Source organism: Micromonospora rosaria (assembly GCF_001567585.1).
GTDB lineage: Bacteria > Actinomycetota > Actinomycetes > Mycobacteriales > Micromonosporaceae > Micromonospora > Micromonospora rosaria.
Genome location: NZ_LRQV01000005.1, coordinates 22,386 through 39,989 on the forward strand (window position 1 = coordinate 22,386; position 17,604 = coordinate 39,989).

General features: G+C 73.4%; 15 protein-coding genes. 3 read left to right on the top strand and 12 right to left on the bottom strand.

The window, feature by feature from the left end:
• Positions 1 to 11: 11 nt before the first annotated feature.
• From AWW66_RS02630 to AWW66_RS02665, 8 genes are all read right to left on the bottom strand, one after another.
• Positions 12 to 890, bottom strand: coding sequence for a dihydrodipicolinate synthase family protein (locus AWW66_RS02630; RefSeq protein ID WP_067359680.1), 879 nt, complete (start codon positions 888 to 890; stop codon positions 12 to 14).
• Entirely contained in the window at positions 887 to 1,903 is a 1,017-nt protein-coding gene (locus AWW66_RS02635; protein ID WP_067359681.1) for an exo-alpha-sialidase, read from the bottom strand. The genes AWW66_RS02630 and AWW66_RS02635 overlap by 4 nt, the downstream gene beginning before the upstream one ends.
• Positions 1,900 to 3,432 (bottom strand): tripartite tricarboxylate transporter permease, encoded by a 1,533-nt coding sequence (locus tag AWW66_RS02640; RefSeq protein WP_067359682.1) that lies wholly within the window; start codon positions 3,430 to 3,432, stop codon positions 1,900 to 1,902. The genes AWW66_RS02635 and AWW66_RS02640 overlap by 4 nt, the downstream gene beginning before the upstream one ends.
• Positions 3,429 to 3,920: a tripartite tricarboxylate transporter TctB family protein gene (locus tag AWW66_RS02645; RefSeq protein ID WP_067359683.1), complete on the bottom strand. Its 492-nt coding sequence runs from the start codon at positions 3,918 to 3,920 to the stop codon at positions 3,429 to 3,431. The genes AWW66_RS02640 and AWW66_RS02645 overlap by 4 nt, the downstream gene beginning before the upstream one ends.
• Positions 3,920 to 4,885, bottom strand: a complete 966-nt coding sequence (locus AWW66_RS02650) for a tripartite tricarboxylate transporter substrate binding protein (protein WP_067359684.1) — start codon at positions 4,883 to 4,885, stop codon at positions 3,920 to 3,922. Before AWW66_RS02650 ends, AWW66_RS02645 begins: the two co-directional genes overlap by 1 nt.
• Complete coding sequence (locus AWW66_RS02655) at positions 4,882 to 5,565, bottom strand: GntR family transcriptional regulator (RefSeq protein WP_083978166.1); 684 nt, start codon at positions 5,563 to 5,565, stop codon at positions 4,882 to 4,884. The genes AWW66_RS02650 and AWW66_RS02655 overlap by 4 nt, the downstream gene beginning before the upstream one ends.
• A 182-nt stretch (positions 5,566 to 5,747) precedes the next feature.
• A complete protein-coding gene (locus tag AWW66_RS02660; protein WP_067359685.1) occupies positions 5,748 to 6,080 on the bottom strand; it encodes a hypothetical protein in 333 nt (110 codons plus the stop codon).
• Positions 6,081 to 6,601: 521 nt separating this feature from the next.
• Positions 6,602 to 6,952 (bottom strand): VOC family protein, encoded by a 351-nt coding sequence (locus AWW66_RS02665; protein ID WP_067359686.1) that lies wholly within the window; start codon positions 6,950 to 6,952, stop codon positions 6,602 to 6,604.
• A 308-nt stretch (positions 6,953 to 7,260) separates the two neighbouring features.
• On the opposite strand from AWW66_RS02665, the gene AWW66_RS02670 reads away from it, so the two are divergent.
• Complete coding sequence (locus tag AWW66_RS02670; RefSeq protein WP_067359687.1) at positions 7,261 to 7,758, top strand: roadblock/LC7 domain-containing protein; 498 nt, start codon at positions 7,261 to 7,263, stop codon at positions 7,756 to 7,758.
• A 33-nt stretch (positions 7,759 to 7,791) separates the two neighbouring features.
• Here AWW66_RS02670 and ppdK read toward each other — a convergent pair whose 3' ends face one another.
• Positions 7,792 to 10,614: a pyruvate, phosphate dikinase gene (gene ppdK, locus AWW66_RS02675; RefSeq protein WP_067359688.1), complete on the bottom strand. Its 2,823-nt coding sequence runs from the start codon at positions 10,612 to 10,614 to the stop codon at positions 7,792 to 7,794.
• A 407-nt stretch (positions 10,615 to 11,021) separates the two neighbouring features.
• On the opposite strand from ppdK, the gene AWW66_RS02680 reads away from it, so the two are divergent.
• Positions 11,022 to 12,806 carry a family 20 glycosylhydrolase gene (locus AWW66_RS02680; RefSeq protein WP_083978172.1) on the top strand — a complete coding sequence of 595 codons (1,785 nt, stop codon included), beginning with the start codon at positions 11,022 to 11,024 and terminating at the stop codon, positions 12,804 to 12,806.
• Positions 12,807 to 12,972: 166 nt separating this feature from the next.
• Here the strand turns inward: AWW66_RS02680 and AWW66_RS02685 are convergent, their stop codons facing one another.
• Together AWW66_RS02685 and dusB are read right to left on the bottom strand one after the other, a co-directional pair.
• On the bottom strand, positions 12,973 to 13,536 hold the full coding sequence (locus AWW66_RS02685) for a GNAT family N-acetyltransferase (protein WP_067359690.1): 564 nt from the start codon (positions 13,534 to 13,536) through the stop codon (positions 12,973 to 12,975).
• 116 nt (positions 13,537 to 13,652) lie between these two features.
• The gene (dusB, locus tag AWW66_RS02690; RefSeq protein WP_067359691.1) at positions 13,653 to 14,807 is read right to left on the bottom strand and encodes a tRNA dihydrouridine synthase DusB; all 1,155 of its coding nucleotides are present in this window, start codon (positions 14,805 to 14,807) and stop codon (positions 13,653 to 13,655) included.
• Between the two features lie 214 nt (positions 14,808 to 15,021).
• On the opposite strand from dusB, the gene AWW66_RS02695 reads away from it, so the two are divergent.
• Positions 15,022 to 16,062 carry a type IV toxin-antitoxin system AbiEi family antitoxin domain-containing protein gene (locus tag AWW66_RS02695; RefSeq protein ID WP_245647849.1) on the top strand — a complete coding sequence of 347 codons (1,041 nt, stop codon included), beginning with the start codon at positions 15,022 to 15,024 and terminating at the stop codon, positions 16,060 to 16,062.
• 53 nt (positions 16,063 to 16,115) lie between these two features.
• On the opposite strand, the gene AWW66_RS02700 is transcribed toward AWW66_RS02695, so the two are convergent.
• The gene (locus tag AWW66_RS02700) at positions 16,116 to 17,495 is read right to left on the bottom strand and encodes a glycine--tRNA ligase (RefSeq protein ID WP_067359692.1); all 1,380 of its coding nucleotides are present in this window, start codon (positions 17,493 to 17,495) and stop codon (positions 16,116 to 16,118) included.
• Between the last annotated feature and the right edge of the window lie 109 nt (positions 17,496 to 17,604).

A 17,604-nucleotide genomic window follows, 5' to 3' on the forward strand; every position in this document is an offset into this window, starting at 1 on the left:
TGCGGACGGGGTCAGAGCAGGTCGGCGACGTCGGCTTCGAGGGCGCGACGGTCGGCCGGCGAGATCGGGTCGAGCGGGGCCCGCAGCCCGCTGGCCGGCAGGCCGCGCAGTTCGAGCACGGCCTTGAGGTGGGCGAGGTTGCCCTGCCGGGTGGCGGCCACCGCGCGCAGGGACCGTTCCCGGGCCACCGCGAGGGCGGCGGCGTCCCCGCTGCGCAGGGCGTCCCGGACGGCCAGGAACGGGCCGGGCAGCACCGAGCTGACCCCGGACACCACCCCGGCCCCGCCGGCGTCGACGACCTCGGTGAACTCGGCGTCGGCACCGGAGTAGACCGGCACCGCCCGGTCGGCCAGCGCGGCGAGGTACCCGGTCAGCACGTCGGTCGGCTCACCGCTGATCTTCACGCCGGCCAGTCCGGTGCCGGCCAGCCGGGCGAGCAGGGCCGGGGAGACGGTGGTGGTGGTCCGGGCCGCGAAGAGGTACCCGTACACCGGCCGCCCGGCGGCGGCGGCCACCACGGCCTCGTAGTAGCCCAGCAGGGCCGCCTCGGTGGCCGGGAAGTAGTGCGGGGTCAGCGCCGCGAACCGGCGGGCCCCCCGGTCGACGGCGGCCCGGGTGAGCGCGACCGCCTGCCGGGTGCAGGCGTGCCCGACGTGCCAGTAGGTCCGCTCCGGGCCGAACGCCTCGCCCGCCTCGACGCAGACGGCCAGCCGCTCGTCGTCGGTGAGGGTGGTGAACTCCCCGGTGGTGCCGGCCACGAAGACCCCGTCCAGGGGGTGCGGGGCGAGCTGGTCGTAGGCGGCCCGGGTGGCCTTCAGGTCGACGGTGCCGTCGGCCTCGAAGAGGATCGGCAGGGCACTGATCAGGTTCGCGGCGGGATGGGCCGTCATGGGGTGCGCTCCGAGGGGTCGAGCAGGGCGAGCACGATGCCGCGCCGCTGCCAGGTGTAGGTCACGACGAGCCGGTCCCCCACGGGGACCAGGCAGGGGTACGAGAACTCGTTGTCCCCGGTGGTCAGCACCCCGGAGTCGGCGGGCCGGTAGCCCTCACCCGCCGTCTCGCCGAGGGACTCCTCCAGGGTCAGCCAGGGCTGGAAGGTCTCCCCCTCGTCGGTGGAGGTGGAGACGACCAGGGGGGCGCGGCTGGCCCAGTCCCCCACCGTCGGGTTGTGGGCCAGGTACACGGTGCCGCCGAGGCGGGCGACGGCGATGCCGGAGTTGTTGTTCGGCACCCCGCTGAGCATCCCCGGCGTCCAGGTCTCGCCCTCGTCGTCACTGCTCGCGGCGACCAGCCGGCCGGCGGTGCTGCGGGCCAGCAGCCGCACCGTGCCGTCCGGGGTCTGCCAGAGGGCGGGCTGGATGGCGCCCGCGCCGGGGAAGGTGTCGTGGTCGAGGGCGATGTCCGGCCGCCGCCGCCAGGTCCGGCCGTCGTCGTCGCTGAGGTCGACGAAGCAGTCCCAGCGGGGGCGCTCCCCCCAGGTCTCGGTGGAGGCCCCGGCGAGCAGCCGGCCGGAGCGCAGCCGCAGCGGCGGGGTGCGGACCGGGCCCCGGCCGCCGGGCTCCCCCACCCGACGCGGCGTGGACCAGGTCCGGCCCCCGTCGGCCGAGGTCACCGCGTACGTCACCCAGGCCGAGATGGTCGTGCCGACCTTGAACCAGCAGACCAGGTCCCCGTCGGTCCGCCGGTGCAGCACCGGGTTCCAGCAGGGGGCCAGGTCCCCGCTGACGACCACCGGGGCCGACCAGGCGGCACCGGCTCCGGTGGCGAGCCAGATCCGGGAGTTGGCCGCCCCCTCGTGGTCACCGGCGAACCAGGCGACCACGAGGGTGTCGTCGACCGCACAGACGGTGCTGCCGTGGCACTGGCCGGGGACGTCCCGGACGACGAAGTGCTTCGCCGTCACCGGCTCGCCCCGGCGGGGACCGGCGGGTCGGTCGGGGTGTCGCTGTCCTCGGGGCGCTGCCTGCGCGCCTTCATCCGGGCACGGACCCGGGGCAGCACCACGGCCGCCACGCCCAGCAGCAGCAGACCCATCGCGATCGGGCTGGTGTAGATGGACTCCAGCCCGCCCAGCTCCATCGACCGGCGGAAGTTCCGCTCGGCCAGCGGGCCGAGGATCAGGCCGAGGACGATCGGCCCGGCGGGGAAGCCGTACCGGCGCAGCAGCAGCCCGAGCACACCGAAGCCGAGCATGACCCCGACGTCGAAGACGCTGCTGTTGACCGCGTACGTACCGACCACGCAGAAGGTGAGGATCACCGTCCACAGGAACCGGTTGGGCAGTTCGAGCAGCTTGGCCACCCCGCGCATGCGGAGCAGGCTCAGCCCCAGGGTCAGCACGGTGGCGAAGAACATGATGCCGGCGATGGAGTAGACCAGGTCCGGCTGGTTGCTGAACAGGCCGGGGCCGGGCTGGATGCCCCAGATGATCATCGAGCCGAGCATGACCGCCATCACCGAGTCACCCGGCACCCCGAGGGCGAGGGTGGTCAGCACCGACCCACCGACCCCGGCGTTGGACGAACTGTCGGCGGCGGTGAGCCCCTCGATCGAGCCCTTGCCGAACTTCTCCGGCTCCTTGGAGAGCCGCTTGGCCTGGTTCCAGGCGACGATGCCGCCGATGTCGCCGCCGACGGCGGGCAGGACCCCGACCACGGTGCCGACGCCCGAGCCGACGGCGACCGGCTTGACCATCTGCCGGGCCTCCCGCTTGTCCGGCCACCAGCGACCGAAGTTGGTGATCGGCTTCTGGGAGGCGTGCCGCTTGGAGAGCATCTGGCTGAAGACCTCGGCGATGCCGAAGAGGCCGATGATCACCGCGATGAAGGGGACCCCCTCGACCAACTGCGGGATGCCGAAGGTGAACCGGTCCGACCCGTCCATCGGGTCCCGGCCGATGGTGCCCAGGGCCAGGCCGAAGAGGCCGGCGATGAGGCCCTTGACGAGCTGCTTCCCGGAGACCTCGATCATCATGGTCAGACCGAAGATCACCAGGGCGAACATCTCCGGGGACCCGAACTGCATGGCCACGGTGCTCAGCGGGATCGCCGCGACCATCAGCACCGCGATGCCGACGAAACCGCCGATCGCCGAGGCGAAGGCCGAGGCGGTCAACGCGATGCCGGCCTTGCCCTGCTTGGCCAGGGAGTACCCGTCGAAGGTGGTGGCGATCGAGGCGGGGGTACCCGGGGTGTTGATCAGGATGGCCGGGACCCGGTCACCGAACTGGGCCCCGATCAGGATGGTCAGCAGCACGGCCAGGCCGGGCAGCGGATCCATGGTCAGGGTGAAGGCGCTGGCCAGGGCGACCGCCATGGTGGCGGTGACCCCCGGGAAGGCGCCGACCAGCATGCCGATCGCCGCGCCCGCGAGGACACAGACCAGCATCTCGAGCGAGAGGAGGGCGCCGAAGCCCTCGACCATTGCGTTCATAGCGGGACCCTCAGCAGCAGGCCGAAGAGGACGTAGATCACGACCGTCACCCCGGCGGGGAAGAGGACCAGGTCCTTGAGCCCCCGGCCCCCGGCGATCCAGGTCAGGGCGGCGACGAAGACCAGCCCGGAGACCAGGAAGTGCACGAAGTACCAGAGGAAGCCGAAGGCGACCGTGGCCACGACGAAGCCGACCACCCGCACGATCCCCGAGCGGACGACGGGGCCCTCGTCCTCGTCGTCGTCGGCCTCCGGCGTCCTGACGAAGGCGAGGACGATCTGGAGGACCGAAAGGCCCATGATCCCGAAGGCCAGGGCCTCGGGCCAGATCCGGGGGCTCACCGCCATCACCCGGGTCGGCAGCTCGATCGAGCGGGCCAACCAGAGCAGCACGGCGCCCAGCACCAGGCAGATCGCCCCCGGTGCCGCCTCGCGCCAACGCGAGGCGGCACCGGAGTCACCCTGGATCGGCGGGTGGACGGTAGCCATTACCGGTAGATCTCGCCGAAGCGCTCGAACTCGGACTGGGCGAACTGGGTGGCCTCGTCGGGGGAGGTCGCCAGCGGCGTGTTGCCGGCCCGGGTCATCACGTCCTTGAAGGACTCCGAGGAGGCGGCCTTCTGCACGGCGGCGGCCAGCCGCTCCTTGACGCTGTCCGGCAGCCCGGCGGGGGCGCCCATCAGGCCCCAGCCACCGATGACCACGTCGACGCCCTGCTCGGTGGCGGTCGGCACCTCCGGCAGGGAGGTCACCCGCTCGGGGGCCAGCACGGCCAGGACCCGGAGCTGGTTGTTGCCCGCCGCGGAGGCGGACTCGCTGACCCCGGCCATCACGGCCTGGACCTCGCCGGAGACCCCGGCGGCCACGGCGGGGGCACCGCCGTCGTACGGCACCGGCTTGAAGGTCGCCCCGGCCGCCTCGCCGAGGGCCAGGGTGGCGGCCTCCCAGATCGCCCCGGCGCCCGAGTTCGACACGGTGATCGTGCCCGGGTTCTGCTTCGCCGCGGCGAGCAGCTCGTCGAGGGTCTGGTACGGGCTGTTGGTCGGCACCGAGAGGGTCGCCGGGGCGTTCATGACCTGCCCGAGGATGGTGTACTGCTCGGGCTTGATGTCGGCGCCCTGGTGACCCAGCATCGACACCTCCACCGGGATGAACCCGATGGAGTACCCGTCGGCGGGGCGGTCCTTGAGGTAGGTCAGGCCGACCCGACCCCCGCCACCGGTGCGGTTCTCGACCACGATCGACCGGCCGAGGTCCGCCTCCAGCTCCTTGGCGAGGGTACGGGCGGTCAGGTCGGAGCCACCGCCGGCGCCGGCGTGCACGACGAGGGTGAAGTCCTTCGCGGGGAAGTTCTCGGCGTCACCGGAGTCGCTACCGCCCCGGTTGGCGCAACCGGTCATGACCAAGGTGCCGGCGAGGGCGACAGCGGCGAGCCGCAGCATTCGTGATCTCATTGATCGGTCTCTCTCTGGACGGGGGTCGGGGGAATCGCGGACCGCAGCCGCGAACAGGTCGTCTGCAGGTGGCGGTGCAGCTCGGCCTTGACTTCGAGCACCTTGCCGGCCGCGATCAGGTCGGCGAGGTCGTGGTGCTCCCGCGCCGAGGGCGCGAGATCGGCCAGCCGCTTGCCGGAGGCGTGCAGCAGGCCCTCGATGGTGGGGCGGAACTGGTTCCACAGGACGCTGAGCCGGGTCAGCCCGGCGACCTCGAAGAAGGCGCTGTGGAACCGGACATCCGCGGTGGTGAAGGCGGTGGCGTCACGGTCGGCCAGGGCCGCGTCCATGTCGACCAGGGCCGCCTGCAACCGGTGGGCGAGGATCTCGCGCCGGACGGCGATGGCCCGCTCCACCGCCAGCAGCTCGAACGCCTCCCGGAGAGCCATCAGCTCCTCGATGTCGGCGTCGCTCAGCGAGCGGGTGACCGCGTTGCGGCCGGAGCCGGTGACCAGTCCCTCCGCCCGCAGGATGCGGATGGCGTCCCGGACCGGACCCCGGCTGACCCGGAAGGAATCAGCCAGCTCCTCCTCGACGAGCCGGGTCCCCGAGGGTACGTCGCCCACGATGATGCGGCGGCGCAGCTCGGTGGCCAGCTTCTCGCCGAGGGACTCCGCCCTGATCGGCCTGACGTCCAACACGATTGTCCTCCTGGTAACTGTTAACAGTTAACACTCGGTTTCACTGAGCGTCAACGGGGGATACGAGCGAGTTTCTCGTTGTTTCCTGCCGGCGTCATGCCTGGTGACAGCCCATGTCCGACTCCGCCCCGGGGGAAGGAAGGGCCCCTTCTTAACGCCTGCGGTAGAGAGGGGTCCCCTTCTCACACCCCGGCGTTCGGCACCGCCACCGCCCGGCGGGCCCCGCACGACAACCCGCGCCGGGCGGGCGACGGGACGCCGGGCCGGGCGCGGGCGGCGGGACGCCGGGCCGAGTGGGCGGCGGCCCCGCGCCGGGTGGGACGGCGGAAGGCCCAGCCGGATGGACGGCGGGACGGCGGGCCGGGTGGGGGTCGGGCCTCGGGCGGGCCGGCGGCGCTGCCGGCGGAGCCGATCGCAGCCGGCAGCGGGCCCGACTGCACGACGGCGCGGCGGGCCACGGCGGCGAACAGCGACCGGGGCGGACCGACGGGGTGCAGCGGCCGAGGCAGACCCACGGGGTACGGCGACCGGGACAGGCCGACAGCGGACAGCGACCGGGGCAGACCGGCAGCGGACAGCGACCGGGGCAGACCGGCAGCGGACAGCGACCGGGACAGGCCGGCAGCGGACAGCGACCGGAGCCGGACCGACGGGGGACGGCGACCGGGACAGACCGGGGTGCAGCGGCGGGGCGGACCGACGGCAGACAGCGGCCGGGGCGGGACGGACGGCCGCACCCACGGCACAGGTGCGGGCGGCCGGGCCCGGTGGGCGCACGGGTGGCGGAGTTCGTCGGGGCACGGGGGCGGTGGTCTGCCCCGTGTTCCGTCCGACCTCCGGCGTCCGGGCCGTGACGGCGAGGTCGGCCGCGTCACCGGCGGCACCGTCGGTGCTCAGTCGCGGCGTTCCGACCCCTTCGTGCGCTGCGGGGCGGGAACGGATGCCCGGATGCCGGGAAACCCGATGTCGACCGGTGGACCGGGCCGCCGTGGCGGCACCTCCCCGGGACCGCCCCGTGCCCTCGGACAGCGGTGACTCACGCCGCCGGCAGGACGCAGAACTCGTTGCCCTCCGGGTCGGCCAGCACCACCCAGCCGACCTCCTCGTCCTGCCCCACGTCCACGTGCCGGGCACCCATGTCGACCAGGCGCTCGACCTCGGCCTCCTGGTCGCTGGGGCGCAGGTCGAGGTGGAGGCGGTTCTTGACCTTCCTGTCGTCGGGTACCGGCACGAAGACGAGGCCCGGCGCGCCGGCCAGGGACGGCCGGATCTCCACCGCGTCGGGCGTCTCGGTGACGACCCGGTACCCGAGTGCCTCGGCCCACCAGTGGGCGAGCCGGGCCGGGTCCCCGGCGTCGACGGTCACCCGGGCCCACGTGCTGCTCACGCCCGGACCTCCCGCCGGCCGATCCCGGCACCCACCGCCCCGCGCCGACCGCTGGCCTCGATCATCTGGCCGCCCCTCGCTCCCGGTTCCGACAGTTCGAGCCCGCTCAGGTTACGCCGGACCGGGCCGCCCGTCGCGGCGGGAATCGACTGTGGACACACTGGCAACCTCCGATCAGGCAACCTTTGTGGACCGATCGTCAACCCCTCGGGGATCGCGTCGTACGCACAGCCACCGGTAGCGTTTTGGCAGCAGAACGTGACCAGTGGACCGGTACGCCTGAAGCACGACCTCGAGGAGAGCCGATCGTGGACGCAGACGCGGTGATGGTGACGGAGTTGCGGGCGCTGCGCCGTCGCCGACCGGAGGTGACCGGGGGCGTGCTGGCCGGTACGGACGGCCTGCTCATCGCCAGCGACCTGCCGACCACCGACGCCACCCATCTGGCGGCGCTCTCCGCCGCGAGCTTCGGGCTCGGCCAGCGGATGGCGGACACCATCGACCGCAGCGAGTTCCACGACTTCGTGCTGCACACCTCGACCGGCACGGTGGTGGTCTGCCCGGCCGGGCTGCACGCCCTGCTCACCCTGGTCATCGGCCCCACCAGCAACCTGGCGGCGGTGCGCGACGAGGCCCGGGAGGTGGCGGCGCGGGCCGGGGCCCGCTTCGAGATCCAGCGCACCGGCGTGGAGAGCATCCAGTTGACCCAGGGGCACGCGCCGCTGGCGGTCCGTACCCCGATGGCCACCCTGCCGGCGCAGTTGCGCCGCACCCGACCCCCGGCCTGGCGCCGCCCGCCCGTCTGACCGGCGACCGTCCGCTCGCCGGGCCCTGCCGACTCAGCGGCTGTCCGAGCCCTCGCTGCTCACCACCGCCCGGCCCGCCTCCAGCCGGGCGACCGGCACCCGGAACGGCGAGCAGGAGACGTAGTCCAGCCCGACGTCGTGGAAGAAGTGCACCGAGTCGGGGTCGCCACCGTGCTCGCCGCAGATCCCGAGCTTCAGGTCCGGCCGGGCCGCCCGGCCCTCCTCGGCGGCGATCCGGACCAGCCGCCCGACCCCGTCCCGGTCGATCGACTCGAACGGCGAGATGCCGAAGATGCCCAGCTCCAGGTAGCGCCAGAAGAACGCGCCCTCGACGTCGTCGCGGGAGAACCCCCAGCCCATCTGGGTCAGGTCGTTGGTGCCGAAGGAGAAGAACTGCGCCGCCTCGGCGATCTGCCCGGCGGTCAGCGCCGCCCGGGGTACCTCGATCATCGTGCCGATCAGCACCTCGACCCCGCTCTCCCCGACCACCTCCGCGATGATCTTCTCGGCCTCGGCCCGTACCGTCTCCAGTTCCTGGACCGCGCCGACCAGCGGGACCATGATCTCGGGCCGGGCCACCGACCCGGCCCGGGTGACCGTGACGGCGGCCTCGGTGATCGCCCGGACCTGCATCGCGAAGAGCCCGGGGATGACCAGGCCGAGCCGGACCCCGCGCAGGCCGAGCATCGGGTTCTCCTCGTGCATCCGCCGGACGGCGGCGAGCAGCGCCTCCTCCCGGGCCACGTCCTCGCCGCGTTCCTGGGCCACCGCCACGTCCACCGCGAGTTGCTCCAGCGGGGGCAGGAACTCGTGCAGGGGCGGGTCGATCAGCCGGACCGTCACCGGCTGCCCGGCCATCTCGCGGAAGATCTCCTCGAAGTCGGCGCGCTGCAACGGCAGCAACGCGGCCAGCGCGTCCGCGCGCTCGGTGTCGGTGCGGGCCAGGATCAGCCGTTCCACCAGTTCCCGCCGGTCCCCGAGGAACATGTGCTCGGTCCGGCACAGGCCGATGCCCTCGGCGCCGAAGCGCCGGGCCCGCGCGGCGTCCGCGCCGGTGTCGGCGTTCGTCCGGACCGCCAGCCGCCGTCGGGCGTCCGCGTGCGTCATGATCCGGTGTACGGCGCGGACCAGCGCGTCGTCGCTGCGCTCCGGGTCGACGTCCCCCTCGAAGTACCGGACCACCTCGGAGGGCATCACCGGCACCTCACCCAGGTACACCTTGCCGGTGGTGCCGTCGACGGAGACGACGTCGCCCTCCGTCACGGTCTGTCCGGCGACGGTGAACCGCCGCTGCGGGACGTTCACGTCGATCTCGTCGGCGCCGGAGACGCAGGTCTTGCCCATGCCCCGGGCCACCACCGCGGCGTGGCTGGTCTTGCCGCCGCGTGAGGTGAGGATGCCCCGGGCGGCGATCATGCCGTTGAGGTCGTCCGGGTTGGTCTCCCGGCGGACCAGGATCACCGGCTCGCCCTCGCCGGCCAGTTCGACCGCGCGGGCCGAGGTGAAGACCACCTTCCCGGAGGCCGCACCCGGGGACGCCCCGACGCCGGTGGCGACCGCATCGATGCCGTGGTCGAGCTGGAACCGGGGGAACATGAGCTGCGCCAGTTGCGCGCCGGTGACCCGGTGCAGCGCCTCGTCGAGGTCGATCAGGCCCTCGTCGACGAGCTGACCGGCGATGACGAACGCGGCGGCGGCGGTCCGCTTGCCGACCCGGGTCTGGAGCATCCAGAGCTTGCCCCGCTCGATGGTGAACTCGATGTCGCACAGGTCCCGGTAGTGCCGTTCCAGCCGGGCCATGAAGTCGAGCAGGTGGTCGTAGGAACGTCGGTCGATGCGCGCCAACTCCTGGAGGGGCACCGTGTTGCGGATGCCGGCGACCACGTCCTCGCCCTGGGCGTTGGCCAGGTAGTCGCCGTAGATGCCCTGGTTGCCGGTGGCCGGGTCGCGGGTGAAGGCGACCCCGGTGCCGGAGTCCGGGCCGAGGTTGCCGAAGACCATCGCCACCACGTTGACCGCGGTGCCGAGGTCGGCGGGGATGCGCTCCTGGCGGCGGTAGAGCACCGCCCGCTCGGCGTTCCACGATCCGAAGACCGCCCGGATCGCCAGGTCGAGCTGCTCACGCGGGTCCTGCGGGAAGTCCCGGCCGGTGTGCGTGGCGAAGACCTTCTTGTACGCCCCGACCAGCTCGCGCAGGTCGTCGGCGGTCAGGTCCAGGTCGCTGGTGACCCCCTTGGCCCGCTTCGCCGCGTCGAGGGCGTGCTCGAACTCCTCCCCCGGCACCTCGCAGACGGTCTTGCCGAACATCTGGATCAGCCGGCGGTACGAGTCCCACGCGAACCGCTCGCCCCCGCCGGAGGCGGCTCCGTCCGGCCCTGCGCCGTCGGCGGCTCCGCCCGCGTCCCGGCCGGTGGCGGCTCCGCCGGGACCGCCACCCGCCTGCGCGGCGAGGCCGACGACGCTGCGGTCGTTCAGGCCGACGTTGAGGACGGTCTCCATCATGCCGGGCATGGAGAACTTCGCCCCCGAGCGGACCGAGACCAGCAGCGGGTCCTGCGGGTCGCCCAGCCGCCGGCCCATGGCCCGCTCCAGCGCGGCGAGGTGGTCGGCGATCTGTGCGGCCAGGCCGTCCGGCTCCCGGCCGGTGGCCAGGTACGCCTGGCACGCCTCGGTGGTGATGGTGAAGCCGGGCGGCACCGGCAGGCCGAGGTTGGTCATCTCGGCCAGGTTGGCCCCCTTGCCGCCGAGCAGGTCCTTCAGGTCCTTGTTGCCCTCGGCGAAGGCGTAGACGTACTTGTGCCCCGGCTGGCCTGCTTGTCCCGCCAGGCGGTGTCCTGCCGTCCGCTGTGCTGCCATCCCGAGCCCTCCCACGCGCGCCGACCCGACACTTAACGAAGGTTCAGTTCCCACTCGCCCCGACGCCGACCCCCGGGAACCCGGGGAATCGACGTCAATGGGAGTGGGCGAAGGTTACGCGAACTTCGCCTGCCTTGGGGAGCATTCGGTGACCAACCGCACGGTCATCACGACTATCCGCGTTCGTACGGGTATCTGGGAACGGTCCCACGCGCACGAATACGCAATGCCACGGCTCCTCGTATCCTTGGCAGCACCCAACGTCAAAATTCGTGTTTGCCATATTCGCCGCGAATACACCCCGCCGGAGGTGTCCCGTGTCGTCCGCCCCCACCCCGCCGCCCCCCGCCACCCCCGACCCGTCCGGTGGCGAGCCGGCCCTCGGGCAGGTCCCCGACCCGGCCGCGTTGCCCACCGGCCAGCCGGGCGTCGGTGAGCTGGCCCGGGCCGCCGCGCGGGTCGCCGAGGCCCGGCTCACCGCGCCCGCCGTCCGGCTCGCCGACGTGGTACCGGCGCCGGAGCGGGTGCAGCCGGACCCGGACGCCGACTTCCTGCTGCCGGAGACGGCCGCCATCCGGGTCACCGCCGACCCGGCCGCCCGGGACGTCGCCGAGCAGCTCGCCGACCTGCTCCGCCCGGCGACCGGGTACCCGCTGCCGGTGGCCGACGCGACCGACCCGCAGCCGCGCGGCGGCATCGCGCTGGTGCTCGACCCGCTGCTGCTCGACCCGGCGTCCACCCCCTCCCCCCGGCCCGCCGGCCGGGTCCCCGCTCCCCGAGCCGGCCACGGCGGTGGCAGCGGCGGTGACGGCGGTGCTGGCGGCGGCAGCGGTGGCAGCGGTGACGGTGACGGCGGTGACGGCGGCGGCAGTGCCGGCCCGGGGCTCGGCCCGGAGGGGTACCGGCTCGACGTCACCGCCGACGGGGTCCGGATCAGCGCCGGTAGCGCGGCCGGACTGTTCCACGGCGTGCAGACCCTGCGCCAACTCCTCCCGGCCACGATCGAGAGCAGCACGCCGGTCGCCGGCCCCTGGGTGCTGCCCGGCGGGACGATCGTCGACCGCCCCCGGTTCGGCTACCGGGGCGCGATGCTCGACGTGGCCCGGCACTTCTTCGGCGTGCCCGACGTGCTCCGGGTGGTCGACCACCTGGCCCGGTACAAGCTCAACCACCTGCACCTGCACCTCACCGACGACCAGGGTTGGCGGCTCGCGGTCGACTCGTGGCCCCGGCTGGCCACGGTCGGCGGGGCGTCCGAGGTCGGGGGCGGCCCCGGCGGCCACTACACCCGCGACGACTACCGGCGGATCGTCGCGTACGCGGCCCGGCGGCACGTCACCGTGGTCCCCGAGATCGACCTGCCCGGCCACACCAACGCGGCGCTGACCGCGTACCCGGAGCTGGCCCCGGACCGGGTCGCGCCGCCGCCGTACACCGGCACCGAGGTCGGGTTCAGCTACGTCGACCCGGCCAGCGAGCGGACGTACGCCTTCGTCGCCGACGTGCTCGCCGAACTGGCCGCCGACACCCCGGGGCCGTACCTGCACGTCGGCGGGGACGAGGCGTTCAAGGTGCCGGCCGCCGCGTACGCCGGGTTCGTCGAGCGGGTGCAGCGGATCGTCGCCGACCTGGGCCGGACGGTGGTCGGCTGGCACCAGATCGCCCCGGCCGCGCACGTCGACGGGCGGATCGTCCAGTGGTGGGGCACCGACGGCGACGATCCGGGCACCGCCGAGGCGGTCCGCCGGGGCGCGCGCCTGATCCTCTCCCCCGCCAACCACGCCTACCTGGACATGAAGTACGCCCCGGAGACCCCGATCGGGCACGACTGGGCCGGCCTGCTCGACGTGCGCCGGGCGTACGCCTGGGACCCGGGCACGCACCTGGCCGGGGTGCCGGCGGCGGCGGTGCTCGGCGTCGAGGCACCCCTGTGGACGGAGTCGGTGACCTCGCTGACCGAGATCGAGTTCATGCTCCTCCCCCGGCTGCCCGCGATCGCCGAACTGGGCTGGTCACCCCGGTCGACCCACGACTGGGCCGGCTTCCGGGACCGGCTGGCCGGGCACGGCCCCCGCTGGACGGCCGCCGGGATCACCTACCACCGCGCCCCCGAGGTGCCCTGGCCAACCGCGCCGACCCTGCCCACGCCCCGGGAGCCGGCCGCCGACCCGACCCACCCCGTACCCGACTGACCCGCCGGCCGGGGCGCAGCCGCAGGCACGCCGCGGCTGCGCCCAGCCGGCGGGGTCGCTGCCGCCGCTGCGCGGCCGTCGCCGGGGTGCCGGGGTCGTGCGGTTTGGTGGTGTTGGCCAGCCAGCGGAGCCGTTGCCGTAGCTGCGCGGCCGTAGGGTCGTCGCCTCAGAGGTTCGGTGCCGGGCGGGCGGCCCGCCACTGCGGGGCCAGCACCGACCAGACCTCGATGTCCTGCCGCTGGCCCCGGTACAGGTAGCTTTCCCGCAGCACCCCGTCGCGGCTCATGCCGAGCCGCCGGGCGACCGCGATGCTGGCCGCGTTCGTCGACGAGACGCGCCACTCGATCCGGTGGATGCTCCGCTCCTCGACCGCCCAGTCGATGATCACGCGGCAGGCCCGGGTGACCAGGCCCCGTCCCACCGCCGCCGGCTCCAGCCAGCAGCCCGCCTCGGCGGTGCCGTTGACCAGGTCCATCGTCCGGAAGAGCACCCCACCGACCAGGTGACCCCCGAGCCAGATGCCGTAGATCCGGCCGGTGTCGGCGGCGGCCTTCTCCGCGTACGACCGCAGGAACGCCCGGCTCGACGCCAGGTCGGTGACCACGTCGGTGAGCCCCACGTACCGGCCGATGTACTCGCGTCCCCGGTCCAGGTGGGCCAGGAACTCCCCGGCCCGCCACGGCTCCAGCGGGCGCAGCTCGGCGTCGTCGCCCAGTGGCACCGCGAACATGATCAGCCTCCCCGTCCGGCGCGTCGGTCGCCCTGGGATCCTCCCACGCCCGGCACCCGTGCGGCCGGGCCGGACCCGGTCGGCTGGCGCGCACGGCGACCCACGCCGGGGGTGGATCAGCCGCCGGAGTCGGCCAGCTCGGCGCCCTCCGGGGCGGTGTCGTCGTCCCGGCTGGCCAACCAGCCGTCGGGCAGGAAGACCTTGCCGGGCGAGTTGGTCCGGCCACGCGGCTGGCCCAGCGTCTCCACCGGGAACGGCGCGTCCGGGTCGAGCTTGCCGAGCAGGTCGTCCAGCTCGGCCAGGCTGTCGATCATGGCGAGGGCCCGGCGCAGCTCGCTGCCGATCGGAAAGCCCTTGAGGTACCAGGCGACGTGCTTACGGAAGTCGGTGCAGCCGTCCCGCTCGCCCCGGGCCGGGTTGCGGGCCCCGGCGGTGAACTGGTCGACCAGCAGCTCGGCGTGCCGGCGCATGGTCCGGGTCACCTCGCCCAGAGTGGGCAGCCGCCGCTCGGGGCGGCCCTCGAAGGCCGCTTCCAGGTCGGCGAAGAGCCACGGCCGGCCCAGGCAGCCCCGGCCGACCACCACCCCGTCCACGCCGGTGTGCGCCACCATCCGCAGCGCGTCGTCGGCCTCCCAGATGTCGCCGTTGCCGAGCACCGGCACGTCCAGCGCCTGCTTCAGGGTGGCGATGGCGTCCCAGTCGGCGGTGCCCGAGTACCGCTGGGCGGCGGTCCGCCCGTGCAGGGCGACCCAGGCGACCCCGGCCTCCTGGGCGGCCAGCCCCGCCTCGACGTACGTCAGGTGGTCGTCGTCGATGCCCTTGCGCATCTTCACCGTGACCGGCACCCCGGCGGGTGCGGCGGCGTCCACCGCGGCCGTGACCAGCCGGGCGAAGAGCCGGCGGCGCCACGGCAGGGCCGCCCCGCCGCCGCGCCGGGTGACCTTCGGCACCGGGCAGCCGAAGTTGAGGTCGATGTGGTCGGCGAGGTCCTTCTCCACCACGATCCGGACCGCCTGCGCGGTGGTCTCCGGGTCGGTCCCGTAGAGCTGGAGGCTGCGCGGGCGCTCGGCGTCCCCGAAGGCGATCATGCGCAGCGTCTTCGGGTTCCGCTCGACCAGCGCGACCGTCGTGATCATCTCGCAGACGTAGATCCCGCCGCCCTGCTCCCGGCAGAGCTGCCGGAACCCGACATTGGTGATCCCGGCCATCGGGGCGAGCACCACCGGCGGCCACACCTCGTGCCGCCCCAGGACCAGCCCACGCTCACTCACCCACCCAGTGTAAGGAAGGGCCCCCTCCTAACGCTTTCTGCATAGCAGGGGCCCCCTGTTAACACCGGCACACCGCAGGCGGGCCGGCCTGCGGGCGGCCGGCGCATAGCACAGTGGGCCGGTCGCCGGGGCGTCGTCCACAGGGCGGGCCGTCGTCCACAGGCGGAGCCGGCGGGGCGGACGGCGACCGGGGCGGCCCGGCAGGCTGCGGAGCATGGTCGAGCACCCACCCGAGCTGGAGCGCACGGCGGAGCGCCAGCAGCAGATCGTCACCCGGGCCCAACTCCTGTCCGCCGGCCTCGACGACATGCACCTGTACCGGCAGACCCGACGCGGCCGGTGGCAGCGGGTCCTCCCGGCGACGTACGCCCTGTTCACCGGGGCCCTCACCGACGAGCAGCGACGCATCTCGGCCGCCCTCTACGCCGGCCCGGACGCGCAGCTCACCGGGCTGGCCGCGCTGGGCTGGTACGGCTTCCGGTACAGCCCGCGCAGCGACGCCGTCCAGTTCGTCGTGCCGCACCACGCCCGGCGCCGGTCGTCGGGGTACGCGACAATCTCCCGGGCGCTCGCGCTCGACGGCCGGGCCCGGCGCACGGCGCTCTACCCGGTCTGTTCGCCGGCCCGTGCGGTGGTCGACGCGGCCCGCGACCTGCGCCAACTCCGGCCGGTCCGGGCCGTCGTCGCGGAGGCCGTGCAACGGGGGTACGCCGACCTGGGCGCGCTGGACGCGGAGATTCGCCGGGCCCGGCGCAGCCGCACGGCGCTGGTGCGCAGAGCGTTCGCCGAGGTCCTGGCCGGAACCCGGTCCGCGCCGGAGGCGGAGCTGCGGGAGTGCCTGGCCGGCAGCCGGGTGCTGCCGGAGGTCCTGTGGAACCCGCGCCTGTCGAGCGCGACCGGGACGCCGTTGCCCACCCCGGACGGGTACCTTGCCGACGCGGCGGTGGCGGTGGAGGTGGACTCGCAGGAGTTCCACTTCAGCCCCGGCGACTGGGCCCGCACCCTCGACCGGCACAACGAGCTGAGCCGGTACGGCGTGCTGATCCTGCACTTCACCCCGGCGCAGGTCCGGCGGGAGCCGGCCCGGGTACGCCGCACCGTCGAGGAGGCGTACGAGTCCCGGCGCGGGCTCGGCGCCACCACCGGAGTCCACGCCGACCCTCTCCCCGGCGCACCACCCCTCGACGCGCCGTCGCCCGGCACACCACCGCGCGATGCGCCGCCCGGGGCGATGCCCCCTCGGGAGGGGGTGTGAGAAGGGGCCCCTTCTCGACCGTAGAGGTTAAGAAGGGGCCCTTCCTTACAACCTCAGCAGCCGGGGAGGCGCTCGATCAGGTACCGCTCGACCTGGTCGAGGGAGATCCGCTCCTGGGTCATGGTGTCCCGGTTGCGAACGGTCACCGCGTTGTCGTCCAGGGTGTCGAAGTCGACGGTGACGCAGAACGGGGTGCCGATCTCGTCCTGGCGGCGGTACCGGCGGCCGATGGCCTGCGAGTCGTCGAACTCGACCACCCAGCGCTTGCGCAGGTCGGCGGCGAGCCCCTTGGCCTTCGGGGAGAGCGCCTCGTTGCGCGACAGCGGCAGCACGGCCACCTTGACCGGGGCGAGCCGGGGGTCGAACCGCATGACGGTGCGCTTGTCCACGCCGCCCTTGGTGTTCGGGGCCTCGTCCTCGTCGTACGCCTCCAGCAGGAAGGCCAGCACCGCACGGGTCAGGCCGGCGGCCGGCTCGATCACGTACGGGATCCAGCGCTCGCCCTTGGTCTGGTCGAAGTACGACAGGTCGACGCCGGAGTGCTTGCTGTGCGTGGCGAGGTCGAAGTCGGTCCGGTTGGCGATCCCCTCCAGCTCGGCGAACTCGGTGCCGCCGAACTGGAACTTGTACTCGATGTCGACGGTGCGCTTCGAGTAGTGGGAGAGCTTCTCCTTGGGGTGCTCGTAGAAGCGCAGGTTCCCCTCGGTCAGCCCCAGGTCGACGTACCAGTTCCAGCGCTCCTGCAACCAGTACTCGTGCCAGGTCTCGTCGGTGCCCGGCTCGACGAAGAACTCCATCTCCATCTGCTCGAACTCGCGGGTCCGGAAGATGAAGTTGCCGGGGGTGATCTCGTTGCGGAACGACTTGCCGGTCTGCGCGATACCGAACGGCGGCTTCTTGCGGGCGACCGTCTCGACGTTGCGGTAGTTGACGAAGATGCCCTGGGCGGTCTCCGGCCGCAGGTAGTGCAGCCCCTCGTCGCTCTCCACCGGGCCGAGGTAGGTCTTCATCAGGCCGTTGAACATCTTCGGCTCGGTGAAGGTGCCCTTGTTGCCGCAGTTGGGGCAGTTCAGCTCGGTCAGCGAGGTCAGCGGCTTGCCGTGCTTGGCCTCGTACGCCTCTTCGAGGTGGTCGGCGCGGAACCGCTTGTGGCAGGACTGACACTCGGTGAGCGGGTCGACGAACTCGGCGATGTGGCCGCTGGCCTCCCAGACCTTGCGGGCCAGGATGACCGCCGAGTCCAGGCCGACGACGTCGTCGCGCTGCTGGACCATGGTCCGCCACCACTGCCGGCGGACGTTCTCCTTCAGCTCCACGCCGAGCGGACCGTAGTCCCACGCCGACCGGGTGCCTCCGTAGATCTCACTGGAGGGGAAGACGAAACCCCGGCGCTTGGCGAGGCTGACGACGGCGTCGATACGGTCGGCTGGCATGTTTCCTCCTACGCCGACTGGCGGTCGGCGGGGACGTGAGGTGGACGGTACGTACGGTCGGGACAACGGTACGACCACCGGGGTCCCGACCCCCGCACATTACCGGTGA

Coding starts and splice junctions, on each gene's coding strand:
- AWW66_RS02630 (WP_067359680.1), bottom strand. CDS start 890: ATGACGGCCCATCCCGCCGCGAACCTGATCAGTGCCCTGCCGATCCTC.
- AWW66_RS02640 (WP_067359682.1), bottom strand. CDS start 3,432: ATGAACGCAATGGTCGAGGGCTTCGGCGCCCTCCTCTCGCTCGAGATG.
- AWW66_RS02645 (WP_067359683.1), bottom strand. CDS start 3,920: ATGGCTACCGTCCACCCGCCGATCCAGGGTGACTCCGGTGCCGCCTCG.
- AWW66_RS02650 (WP_067359684.1), bottom strand. CDS start 4,885: ATGAGATCACGAATGCTGCGGCTCGCCGCTGTCGCCCTCGCCGGCACC.
- ppdK (WP_067359688.1), bottom strand. CDS start 10,614: ATGGCAGCACAGCGGACGGCAGGACACCGCCTGGCGGGACAAGCAGGC.
- AWW66_RS02685 (WP_067359690.1), bottom strand. CDS start 13,536: ATGTTCGCGGTGCCACTGGGCGACGACGCCGAGCTGCGCCCGCTGGAG.
- AWW66_RS02695 (WP_245647849.1), top strand. CDS start 15,022: ATGGTCGAGCACCCACCCGAGCTGGAGCGCACGGCGGAGCGCCAGCAG.
- AWW66_RS02700 (WP_067359692.1), bottom strand. CDS start 17,495: ATGCCAGCCGACCGTATCGACGCCGTCGTCAGCCTCGCCAAGCGCCGG.